Source organism: Romboutsia sp. (assembly GCF_056995035.1).
In genome coordinates, this window is the sequence record NZ_JBXKIW010000022.1 from 1 (window position 1) to 12,433 (window position 12,433).

The 12,433-nt window shown below is 27.4% G+C and carries 11 protein-coding genes; 7 read left to right on the forward strand and 4 right to left on the reverse strand.

Annotated features, from left to right (window positions below):
• Positions 1–590: histidinol-phosphatase HisJ (gene hisJ / locus AC11VW_RS02690; RefSeq protein WP_484299849.1), on the forward strand; the 590-nt coding region annotated here is incomplete at its 5' end.
• Between the two features lie 65 nt (positions 591–655).
• Here the strand turns inward: hisJ and AC11VW_RS02695 are convergent.
• The 3 genes from AC11VW_RS02695 to AC11VW_RS02705 form a co-directional block, all read right to left on the reverse strand.
• On the reverse strand, positions 656–1,666 hold the full coding sequence (locus tag AC11VW_RS02695) for an ABC transporter substrate-binding protein (RefSeq protein WP_484299850.1): 1,011 nt from the start codon (positions 1,664–1,666) through the stop codon (positions 656–658).
• A 50-nt stretch (positions 1,667–1,716) separates the two neighbouring features.
• Positions 1,717–2,214: an ABC transporter permease subunit gene (locus AC11VW_RS02700; RefSeq protein ID WP_484299851.1), complete on the reverse strand. Its 498-nt coding sequence runs from the start codon at positions 2,212–2,214 to the stop codon at positions 1,717–1,719.
• 536 nt (positions 2,215–2,750) lie between these two features.
• Positions 2,751–3,515 carry a hypothetical protein gene (locus AC11VW_RS02705; protein WP_484299852.1) on the reverse strand — a complete coding sequence of 255 codons (765 nt, stop codon included), beginning with the start codon at positions 3,513–3,515 and terminating at the stop codon, positions 2,751–2,753.
• A gap of 412 nt (positions 3,516–3,927) precedes the next feature.
• On the opposite strand from AC11VW_RS02705, the gene AC11VW_RS02710 reads away from it, so the two are divergent.
• The 3 genes from AC11VW_RS02710 (at position 3,928) to AC11VW_RS02720 (ending at position 6,620) form a co-directional block, all read left to right on the forward strand.
• On the forward strand, positions 3,928–4,377 hold the full coding sequence (locus AC11VW_RS02710) for a MarR family winged helix-turn-helix transcriptional regulator (protein WP_484299853.1): 450 nt from the start codon (positions 3,928–3,930) through the stop codon (positions 4,375–4,377).
• Entirely contained in the window at positions 4,377–5,444 is a 1,068-nt protein-coding gene (locus AC11VW_RS02715) for an FUSC family protein (RefSeq protein WP_484299854.1), read from the forward strand. Before AC11VW_RS02710 ends, AC11VW_RS02715 begins: the two co-directional genes overlap by 1 nt.
• 372 nt (positions 5,445–5,816) lie before the next feature.
• Positions 5,817–6,620: a Fic family protein gene (locus tag AC11VW_RS02720; protein ID WP_484299855.1), complete on the forward strand. Its 804-nt coding sequence runs from the start codon at positions 5,817–5,819 to the stop codon at positions 6,618–6,620.
• A 211-nt stretch (positions 6,621–6,831) separates the two neighbouring features.
• Here AC11VW_RS02720 and AC11VW_RS02725 read toward each other — a convergent pair whose 3' ends face one another.
• Positions 6,832–7,983 (reverse strand): SLC13 family permease, encoded by a 1,152-nt coding sequence (locus AC11VW_RS02725; protein ID WP_484299856.1) that lies wholly within the window; start codon positions 7,981–7,983, stop codon positions 6,832–6,834.
• Positions 7,984–8,410: 427 nt separating this feature from the next.
• Here AC11VW_RS02725 and AC11VW_RS02730 point away from each other — a divergent pair, with 427 nt between their 5' ends.
• The 3 genes from AC11VW_RS02730 (at position 8,411) to dpaL (ending at position 12,223) form a co-directional block, all read left to right on the forward strand.
• Positions 8,411–8,725 (forward strand): FHA domain-containing protein, encoded by a 315-nt coding sequence (locus tag AC11VW_RS02730; protein ID WP_484299857.1) that lies wholly within the window; start codon positions 8,411–8,413, stop codon positions 8,723–8,725.
• A gap of 14 nt (positions 8,726–8,739) precedes the next feature.
• Complete coding sequence (locus tag AC11VW_RS02735) at positions 8,740–10,725, forward strand: serine/threonine-protein kinase (protein WP_484299858.1); 1,986 nt, start codon at positions 8,740–8,742, stop codon at positions 10,723–10,725.
• A 295-nt stretch (positions 10,726–11,020) separates the two neighbouring features.
• Positions 11,021–12,223, forward strand: a complete 1,203-nt coding sequence (dpaL, locus tag AC11VW_RS02740; RefSeq protein WP_484299859.1) for a diaminopropionate ammonia-lyase — start codon at positions 11,021–11,023, stop codon at positions 12,221–12,223.
• The last annotated feature ends 210 nt before the right edge of the window (positions 12,224–12,433 follow it).

Consider the following 12,433-nt stretch of genomic DNA (forward strand, 5'->3'; position numbering starts at 1 on the left):
AAATATATATACTAAAAGATAAATATAAAAATAAAATAAAGATAAATGCAGGGGTAGAAGTAGATTATATAGAAGGTTATGAAAATGAAATAAAGCAGATGTTAAATAAATATGGAAAATATATAGAAGATTCAATACTATCAGTTCATATGCTGAAAATTAAAGATAAATATTGTTGTATGGATTATAGTCCATCAGAATTTGGAAAAATAATTAACTCATTAGGAAGTATAAAAGATGTTTACAATAAATATTATGAGACTTTAAAATTAGCTATAAACAGCGACTTAGGTGAATATAAACCTAAGAGGATAGGACATTTAAATTTAGTAAGAAAGTATAACAAAGTTTTTCCATATGACTATAAAGGAAATGAACTATTAGAAGAAGTAGTAATGCTAATAAATAAAAATAAATATGAAGTTGATTTTAATGTATCGGGCATGAGAAATAAAGACTGTAAAGAACCATATATACATGATCATTTATTAGATTTAATAAAAAAATATAATATTCCTATTATCTTAGGGTCAGACTCACACTGCAGTAGCGATATAGGGAGTACTCAAAAATACACATCAATTATTTAATTGATGTGTATTTTTATATTTTTCTTATTTAAAATATTTGAAATTGTTGGATGATATAAGAATAATTAATTTTTAGAAGTCTTAATATATACTATATTTTTATCAACAATTTTTTTCATAGAAAGAGATTTTAAAGTGTCTTCATTAACTATTATTTGAGTTTCATCTAACATAGTTACAGGAATATCAGATACTTTCTCACCATTTAAAACTTTAACAGCAAGTTCTCCAGTTTTATAGCCTAATTTTTCATAGTCTATACCTTGACATACAAGTGCACCAGATTTGACAGAACCCTCTTCAGAAGATATTACGGCTACTTTATTATCAGTAGCGATTTTAGAAACTATTGGCATAGAAGAAACAATTAAGTTATCTGTTGGAACATATAAAACATCTATATTACCTACTAAACTAGACATCGCTTGATTAACTTCATTTGAAGAGGAAACACCTTTTTCTATAACTTTATAATTATTCTTAGATGCATACTCCTTTAGCATATCAACCTGTACCTTTGAATTTACTTCACTAGTATTATATAAAACACCTATAGTTTTGGTATTTGGGATAAATGTTTTAATTAATTCTAGATTTTTATCTATAGATATGTAATCTGATGTACCTGATACATTTCCTTCAGGTTTATCTATAGATTTTACTAGACCAGCAGCAACTGGATCAGTAACAGCAGTCATTAAAATAGGTATATCTTTAGTAGCATTATAAGCTGCTTGAGCTGATGGAGTTGATATAGCAAATATTAAATCCTTTTTATCAGATACAAACTTATTTGCAATCGTTTGAGTTGTAGGCATATCATTTTGAGCATTTTGGTAATCGATTTTTATATTTTCTCCATCTTTATATCCGTTATCTTCTAGCGCTTTTATGAATCCCTCTCTTGATTTATCTAAAGATGGGTGTTCTACTAACTGAGTAATACCTATTGTTTTGATATTCTTATTTGAATCAGATGATTTAACATTATTATTATCATTAGAACAACCTGTAAGTAAAGATACTCCAACTGCTCCTACCAAAATTAAATTCATTAACTTATTTTTTATTATCATAATATAATCCTCCTAAATTTTATTTTCATATATATTAATTAAGCTATAAATTAAGCCTTAAAATTTAAAATAGTCAGTGAAAGATCTTTTAAAATCGTATTAGGACCAAGACCAGTAGTTAAGAATAAATCTAAAATAAACTTGCAAGATAATACAACTATTATAGCTAGTATCATTGGAGAAATACGCATATTAAATAAGTGATTGCAGGTAAATAATGGAATATTTGATTTTCCCATTATCCCCAGGTTAATAGAGTAAAGCATACCCATAACTAAAATTCCTGAAAGTAAGTTAGAAATTTTAAGTTTGATATGTAAAATACCAGTAATAAGACCAGAAATTAAACCACATATCACAGCTAATAAAGTTCCTACTATTGGAGAGAGACCATTAGTTAAAGATAAAGCAATAATAGCCCCACCTAATGAGAAACTTCCATCAACAGATAAGTCTGGGAAATCCAAGATTTTATAGCTGATATAAATACCTAACACCATAATCGATAAAATTAAACTTTGTGTTACTACAGATACAATTCCTGTCATAAAAAACACTCCTTTAAAAATTTATTTTGTATAAAAAAACCACACGGTATAGTCCATGTGGTTTATATTTGGATATAAAAAGACCACACAGTATAATCCATGTGGTTTTATATTTGTATATAAAAACCACACAGTATAATCCATGTGGCCTTATATTTGGATATAAAAAAGCCACACAGTATAATCCGTGTGACTTTATAAATGATAATAATGAATAACATTATAAACAATATAGCCAACACAGATACAATCCCAAATTATCAGTAAGTCATAAGGGGCTTGTATCCATGTTAAAATTAATCAAATTTATAACTTGGTACAAACCCTATATAAATTGGCTATAAAAACTAAATCGTGCTTGTTTGTTTATTAAAGTATTCATAATTACCCTCCAGTTCTATTTTATAATTAATAATATTCTTTATAGAAAAAACAAAGATAAGATTTAATATTTGCTTTTTCTTTAATTTAGTAATAGTATAGTGTATTAAAAATTGCAAGTCAATAAAAAAATATAAAGGTGATCCATTTTTTTGTTATTTCTTGATTAAGCAACCTTCATTTAACAATTTAAATCCTTGTATGTTTACTAAGAAGTCATATAATTCGAAAGCATTATATTTACAAAAATTATCTAAACAATATCTAGTATCATCTTCTAATTTATCATATTCATCATATATATGGAATGCTGCGGACATTTTAGTCATATAATCCCTAAGTTTATCCATATCAACTAACATATAAGCATAATCAAAATCAAGTTCATTTCTTACAATCATATTTTTTACAACATTTAATAAGTATTGTTTTTTATCAAAATTTATAGTTATAGTTTTAGATTTATATTCATTTATACGATAAATTATCTCTTCAATGTTTGAATCTAATTTAGTATTAACAAAAGAAATAAACCCGCTTTGACTAAATAAATTCTGTAAATCAGATATTAGAAAAGTATTCATATGTCCTTCCCATAATAAAAGTGAAAATTTATTATAGGTAGAATCTACAATAGGCTCCCCTTTATAATTTTCAAATCTTGGATGAAGAGTATGATGATGTTTAGCTATAGCACATCTAAATAGATTACCATCATGTCCAGCAGGTACGTAACTTATAATAAAATCATCCATATCATTTCCTAAATAAACATCCTCATGTACAAGTAATTTTATAAGTACATCTAAATTATCCTTTGTAAAATCTATATTTATATTATTAATAGCTATTTTATATATCATTTCTTTATATATGTTCTCAAGAATATTACTTAATTCTAAGTTGTAGTTAAATTTCATGATTAGAGCCTCCAAAATTAAAGTTAGTAAGTATATACCCAAAAAAATAAAATATAATCTAATAAAACATGATTGATGATTAAATAGAAAGCCTTATGAATAAATAACTTCAGCTTGTATGTATAAGTGTAAAAAAATGAAGGGAAAACTCTAAAGAAATAGAGTTTGAAGGTTTTTAAGTAAATATTGAAGTGTGTTTTGTGTTCCCTCAAACTTAGGTTTGTAGGGATTTTTTGTATATTTTTTAGTGAGTATAAGATTATTAATGCGTTTTAATATATTTTAAAGTATCATTTGACGAATGATAAAGATAGGAGTAAAATATAGTTAACAAAGTAAACTATATTAAATAAGTTCGGTATTTTTTAATAATTTTATACAGTTAATCAATTTGGAAAGTGTGGTAATAATAGTGAAAGATTTAAATTGGATTTATATGTTAGAAAGAATGCAGAGTATAAGATATTTTAGTAGAGGAATGATACGTCGTGCCACTAAAGAATATCAAATACCAGCAGAACACTTAGATTTATTATCTCAACTGGCAGTTAGTAATGAAAAAATGACTCCAATGGCTCTTAGTAAGCTTATGAAAGTAAATAAGACAATAATAAGCAGAATAATAGACCAATTAAATAATAAAGGTTATTTAATTAAAACTAAGGATGAAAATGATAAGAGGAGTTATTTTGTTTCTATAACAGAATTGGGAGAAGAACAATTAAGGAATATATATAAACATTATTTAGGACCAATATATGAGCTTCGCAGAAAATTAGGTGAAAAGGACTTTTTCCAGTTGATGGAATGTATAGAAGAAGCAAATATAAAAATGAATGAACATGGGGAGGAGATACAATAATGAGTTTTTATGAACTAATGCAATTAGGAGCATGCAATCTTAAACCATTAATTAAAGCAACTGAAGATGATAAGTTAAAGAAAAAATATATAACAGCTCTTATAGTTAAGAATTTTTTATGTCTTTTGTTTTGTATGATTATAGTAACTTTTTTTAATAATATATTTGGTATTGATAACAGTATTGTAGGTGTAGTAACAGTTATAGCATTAATGACATTTAGATTTGCAAACTTGGATTTCAAAACTGGACAATCGGCTATTACTATATTAGGTATATTTGCCATATTTATTGTTTCACCATATGTAGCAACCATAGTTCATCCAGTAGTAGGTAGTATAATAAACTTTATTTCAATGATGGCAATTGTAATTTTATCTTGTCATAACGTAGTTTTATCTAATCAATCAACATTTATATTATCATACTTACTTTTATATGGATATGAGGTTAATGATGTAAATGAATATGTAAATAGAGTATTTGCATTGATTTTAGGTGGAATAATAGTTGCAGGAATCTTTTATTATAAGCATAGAAAAGTTAATTTTGAAAATGATTTCACTGATATAATTAAAGACATAGATTTTGCTACACCACGCACTAAGTGGCAATTAAAACTTGTATTAGGAATAACTATAGCTATTTTAATGGGAGAGCTTCTAAATTTACCACGTGTTATGTGGATTGGATTTGCATGCATGTCAGTACTTCAACCAGATAAAGAAAAAGTTGAATACCGTGTAAAAAAGAGATATCCATTCGTAATTATAGGATGTTTAATGTATGTAGTAATATATTTAGTTTTACCACAAGAATACAGAGATTATGCTGGTATATTAGGTGGACTTATGGTAGGATTCTCAGGAACGTATCCATGGCAAACTTCATTCAATTGCTTTGGCGCACTAACAGCAGCAGTTCCTGTATTTGGATTAGGTTGGGCCATAGTTATACGTATAGTTAATAATATAATAGGAGTTATATACAGTAAAGTCTATAATAAAATATTTGATAAAATAGATAAAAGAATCTTTAGTGAAGATATAATTGCTGAAATAAGATGATACTTGCTAAATGTTTAAACCTCTTTATATATGTTAGAAAATATAAGGAGGACTTATTATGAGTAAATACTCTACATTACTTCTAAAGTGGTGTAAATATAATTATAATATTTAAAATGTAGGTACATATTGTGATAAGTGAAGTTAAGTTAAAAGATGCTGATTCAGCATATATAACATCTAATAATATAAAAATAGAAACATCTATTAAAATATAACTCAGTCAAAACACTCAAACCCTTGAAATTTCAATGCTTTTATGATAAAATTGTATTATAAAATACATGAGAGGTTTATAATATAGGTGGCTTAAACTTAAATAACCAACTTGATGATAGTACCAAGAAATTAATTATAAGTATGGAGGTTGAAATGTATAAAAAGTCATCATACACAAAACTAACTGAAAATCGAATAGATGCAAAAGAAAAGAAAAACAACTGGGAAGTTGCAATAGGATTAAATGAAGTAGATAATTTAAAGCCTTCAAAATATCTTATACAATTAATGCAAGATTCCATCGAAGGTAAAAAAACATATAAAGAAGTGGAAAATGCTCTTTACTCTTACTACAAAAAACTTGATCCTAATGATGAAGCAATTACACAGACTGAAGAATGTGATTTAGTATCAGTACGAATAGTTCAACTACTAGAAAGCGGAAGTTTTAAATTTAGTCCGATAACTTTAAAAAGTATACATAGGGCTTTATTTAAAGATTTATTCAAAGGTGAACTAGAAAAATATGTTGGGGAATTTAGAGATTATAATATAAGTAAAAAAGAGCCTATACTTGGTGGAGATAGTGTAATATATGGAGATTACAACGATTTAATGGATATAATAGCTTATGATTTTGAAGAGGAAAGTAAAAAAAGTGCTAAAGTATCAGCAAGTAGATTAGCTAGGTTTACATCTTCAATATGGCAAGTACATCCATTTTGTGAAGGCAATACAAGAACAACAGCGGTGTTTATTATAAAGTATCTAAGAAGTTTAGGATATAACGTTAATAATGACTTGTTCAAAGAAAATTCACTATATTTTAGAAATGCTTTAGTATTATCTAATTATTCAGATGTGAATAGAAATATTAGACCAGACTTTAAGTGCTTGGAATCATTCTTTGAAAAGCTATTAATAGATACCAAGATAGAATTAGAAAAAATGAAATAAAAAAATAATACCCTTTCTTTAGGATTTAGGATTTAATAAGTTTGCAAACTCAAAATCAAAAAACTATAGAAAGGGTATTTCTATATGTTACAATAAACGGTAATCATGGTAGAGGAGTGGCATGGACGGCTAAGATATATTATACAAGGGGGGATGGATATGAAATTTGATTATTCATGTATAGACATATACACTAACGTCATATTTTAAATTATATTATAAATAAGTATACCAAAGGGGTTATAACAACAAGTCCTAAGATATTATAAAAAGTAAATACTTTAATATACTTATTATTAACGCCTTCAAACTCAGTAGTATAAATTTTATAAGAAATAACACTAGCAAGAGATGCTATCAAAGTACCCATACCACCAATATTTACACCTAGCAGTAGTTCCTTAAAGTGGTCAGTAAACCCAGATAAAAGCATAGTAGCAGGAACATTACTAATTACCTGACTTGATAAAATAGAAGATATAAAAGTAGATTTACCACTGCCTAAAATACCTGCCATAAACATTTTTACGCTTTCTAAGGTAGACATATTTCCTACAAATATAAAAAATCCTATAAATGTAACTAATAAAGAAAAATCAACTTGTACGAATAATTTCTTATTTAGAAGTAAAACTACTATAACAGTAACTAAAAAAGTAAGCTTATAATCTACTATATGAAAAACAGATAATAAAATTATAAAAAATAAACATGTAAATATAAGTACATGACTTCTATTTCCAACCTCAATATTATCTAAATCAATACTTAAGTTCATCTTTTTATCCTTGAATATCAAAAATAATAAAAGTGCTATAGATAACAAAAGTACTGGCGCTGTTATCTTAAAGAAATCTATAGCATTTAAATTATAAAATGAATATATAAATAAGTTTTGAGGATTACCCATAGGTGTAAAGCTACTCCCAAGATTTGCTGCAAGTGTTTGAAATATTACTATTTTTAAAATATCAATATTAGCCTTTTTGGAAATTACTATACTAAGTGGTACGAAAGTTATAAGAGCAACATCATTGGTAACTATCATAGCAGATACAAAAGTTATAAAAACTAATGCAACAGCTATTGAAGTATATGAGCTACATTTTCTTAATAACCCAACAGCAATGCTATCTAAAACTTTAAGCTCATTAAAAGCAGCTACTACTATCATAAGATTAAATAATAATATAAGTACCTTAAAGTCAATATAGGATAACCTTGGTGTTGAAATAAAGCAACTACCAAAAGCTAGTAATACTGATATAAGTAGTACACACTCTTTCTTTAAAAACTCTACAAAGGAATTTTTCCTTTGAATTTCTTCTTTTATTGCTATTTGTTCATAAATATTTTCGTTCATCTTTTTCTCCATCTATAAATTTTGACATATAAATTTTACATCATTAGATAGTATATATCAATATATTTAATATAACTATATCGAAGAGGAAAACTAGTTTTAATATCAACTGAATCACTAAAGTACCTCAGAACGATACCTGTGTATACGAGCTTTGTAAAATAAAATGTATATTTTTCCAAAAATCCGATAATTAAATTAGATTATCATGAACACCTATATGTAAATTCAAAAAATTGTATATAAAACAACATTAAGTATGATAAAATCAAAAGGTAAGTATGAGAGATTATTAAATGAAAGTTTATGGAATTAGGATGGCAATGAAATTTAGATGCACAAACTCTTATACCTGTTAAAAATAAAATAGATACTTTAAGTAATGATATATATAGAACCTAAAATAATGGATTTAAGGATAAATAATATGAAAACAGAGTGTAGTCTAGGATATCTTCAAATAATTGGAGAAAATCAAAAAATAGAGATTTGTGGTACAAGAATATTTATAGGTAGATTAGCAACTAATGATATTCAACTAACTCATAGATCTATAAGCAGAAGACATTGTTTAATAGAAGTTATAGATAAATATGTTTATATAGTTGATTTAGATAGTAAGTTTGGTACATATTTAAATGATATAAAATTATCAGCTAGAGAAAGAAATTTACTAAGAAATAATGATGAAATAGTTATAGGAAAAGGAATTGAAACAGTAAAAATCATATATATAAATTAGGAGTAAAGAGGAAGATGACAAAGAATTTTACACATAAAAACAATAATAGTGAGTTTTATTATAAAGATAATGTTGAAACTGAATATATAGGAGGAGAAGAAACCGAGTATGTAGCTACTAACACAGGTAAAATACCTAAAAATATTATACTAAATCAAAGATATAAGATAGTAGCAACTATAGGAAAAGGTGGAATGGGTGCTGTATATAAAGCACTTGATATGAGACTAAGAAGTACTCCTGTAGCCATTAAAGAGATGAGTCTGGGAAATATAGAGGATGGACGAATAGAAAAGGTAATACAAAATTTTGAAAATGAAGCAGGTACACTAATAAGCCTTAGACATAATTCTATACCTAGAGTAACGGACTTTTTTTCATTGAATAATAATAAGTGCTATATAGTAATGGATTTAATTGAGGGCGAAACCTTAGATCAAGTGATAAGGCATAGAGGTAAGATTCCAGAAGATGAGGTTAGAGATTGGATTAATCAAATAGCAGATGTTTTAAAGTATCTTCACTCAAGAGACCCTAAGATTATATTTAGAGATTTGAAACCTTCAAATGTTATGATAACAAAAGATAATGAAATTAAGTTAATAGATTTTGGTATAGCAAGAACATTTAAAGATGATAAATCTGAGGATACTACTTATTATGTATCACAAGGATTTTCACCTCCAGAGCAATATGGAACAGGACAATCAGATGAAAGATCAGATATATACTCATTGGGGGCATTAACACATAGTCTATTAATCGGAAGAAAGCCAAAAATAAAAGATTTTAAATTTGAAGACTTAAGAGATTTTGTTGATGTATCTGATGAATTAAATAATGCTATAATGGAAGCTACAGATTTTAGACCAGAGAATAGACCACAGACTATTGAAGATTTTATGAATCTAGTAAATAGTGATCTTAAAGTTAAAAATTCTAAAAGAAAATCTAGAAAATTAATTATAGTGGTAGCTAGTATATTGATTATAGTAGGATTAATAGCTGTTTATTTAAATAAAAATATAAACAAAACAACCGAAGATAATATAAGTGATGAAAATAAAACAAGTAATGACAACACATCTATAGTAGATACAAATTCAGAGAATATATCAAACGATGATGAAAATAATTCTAAAATACAAAAAGCAATAGATACTTTGTACAAAGTAACAAATGATAGTAGAGCGAATACTATATTTGAACAAAATCAAGGGGATAGCTATATAACTGATCCGAGGGTGAAAGAAAATTATTATATATTTAATGTAAGCAGTACAAATGGTGATTTAGCAGACTTTAATTATGCAGTTAATAAAAAGGACTATAGTGTTTATATTTGTCCTGTCGGTGGAGTTTTAATACCATATGAAGATGCAAACTCAGAATCTAACCTTGGAAAATATTTTTCAGATTACCAAACGATAGGCGAAGCAAATATTCCAGAAGCAACCACAAAATATTTAGATGAAAATGGGGCTGAAGCTTTAAACGATAAAGTAAATGAGATATTAAACGATGCTATTCAAGTAACAATAGATAGTTGTGGAGGACCTGTACTTTATGTGGATTCTATATTAAGAGGAAATACAAAAGAACAATTAGATAAGGATGTATTTGCTTACACAGAAAGTGAATATAATGTAGAAAATTTCTTAAAGTATATGTTTGTTGATTATGAAAAAGCTGTAAAAGAAGGAAATCCTAGTTTGATGTATCCATATGTTACTTCTGATGGGGAAAGTCATAAAAGTTATGAAAAAAATATACCGAAGTATCACAAAAAAGGAATAACGGTTAAACTTGTAGACTATAAAATAAATGAAATGAAAATGGACTCAAATGGAGATTATATAATATCATGTATAACAAACTTTGAAATAATAAACAAAAAAGAAACTAAGACACAAAAAGAAAAAGCTGACTATGTTGTGAAAAGATCTGAAAATACAGAATTTCGTTTAGATAGACTAGAAAATTGGTCTATAGTTAAATAATTAAAATTTAAACCCATATTACAAAGAAACATCTATTAAAATATAACTCGATTAAAACACTCAAACCCTTGAAATTTCAAGGGTTTGATGATGTGATTGTATTAAAAAATAGATGAGAGGTTTATAATATAGGTGGCTTAAACTTAAATAACCAACTTGATGATAGTACCTAACATCTCTTTTTTAATACTTAGATTGTATAATTAAATGCAACACTTAATAAAATACTCTATATTACTTCTAAAGTGGTGTAAAAATAAATATAATTATAATATTTAAAATGGAGGTACATACTGTGACAAGCGAAGTTAAGTATAAATTAAATAATTTGCCAAAGGGTAATAAAGAGCAAAGTATAAAATTTCTAAGTGAATACGAAATAAGTAAAGCTAATAATTTTCACAGGACTTTTCCACAATATAAAAAGACACCATTAATAAGTCTAGATAATCTAGCAAGTAGTTTAGGAATAGGTGGTATTTATGTAAAGGATGAATCACATAGATTTGGACTGAATGCATTCAAAGTCTTAGGTGGGTCTTATGCAATAGGAAGATACTTGGCTAAAAAATTTGATAGTGATATATCTGAATTGGGATATGATAAGCTAACTTCAAGTGAAGTTAAAGATAAATTAGGCAAAATTACATTCTTTACAGCGACTGACGGTAATCATGGTAGAGGAGTGGCATGGACGGCTAGTAAGTTAGGCCAAAGCTCTATGGTATATATGCCTAAAGGATCATCGGAGTATAGATTAAATAGTATAAGAAATGAAGGAGCAGATGCGAGCATAACAGATTTGAATTATGATGATGCGGTAAGACTTGCTACTGATCATGCAAATGAGTGTAATGGGGTTATAATTCAAGATACAGCTTGGGAGGGATACGAAGAAATACCAGCATGGATAATGCAAGGATATGGAACTATGGCTAAAGAAGCAGTGGACCAGTTAAAGAATTATGGAGTTGATAGACCAACACATGTGTTTGTTCAAGCAGGAGTAGGTTCTTTAGCCGGTGCTATACAAGGATATATTGCTTCAGTTTATGATGAGTGTCCAATAACAGTTGTTGTTGAAGCTGATCAAGCAGACTGTTATTACAAATCTGCACAATCAGGAGATGGAAAGCCAAGGTTTGTTGGGGGAGATATGCCTACTATAATGGCCGGACTGGCATGTGGAGAGCCTAATACTATAGGTTTTGAAATACTAAAAAATTATTCATATGCTTTTGTATCAGCTCCAGACTGGGTATCTGCAAAGGGTATGAGAGTACTTGGAAATCCGTGCGGCAATGATACTAGAATTATATCTGGAGAATCAGGGGCAGTAACAGCAGGATTATTATTTGAAATAATGCAAAATGATAATCTAGAAACTCTAAGGAAAGATTTGAAATTAGATGAAAACTCAAGAGTTTTACTTATAAGTACAGAAGGAGATACCGATCCAGATAAATATAGAAGTATAGTTTGGGATGCAAAATTTTAACAATTAATAAAGACTAGGATGTTTTTCAAAGTAACCCTATAGTTTTGGAGCTATTGCTCTAAGGTTATGGGGATTTTTATATACCACAAGCAATGTTTAAAATGTATTTTATATATGTTTTAGAAAAAATATACTATAGATGATGGATGTGATTATGATGATTAAAGGTGTATCTATAGGATAGAGAAGTGTGTCTATAGCCCTTGAAAG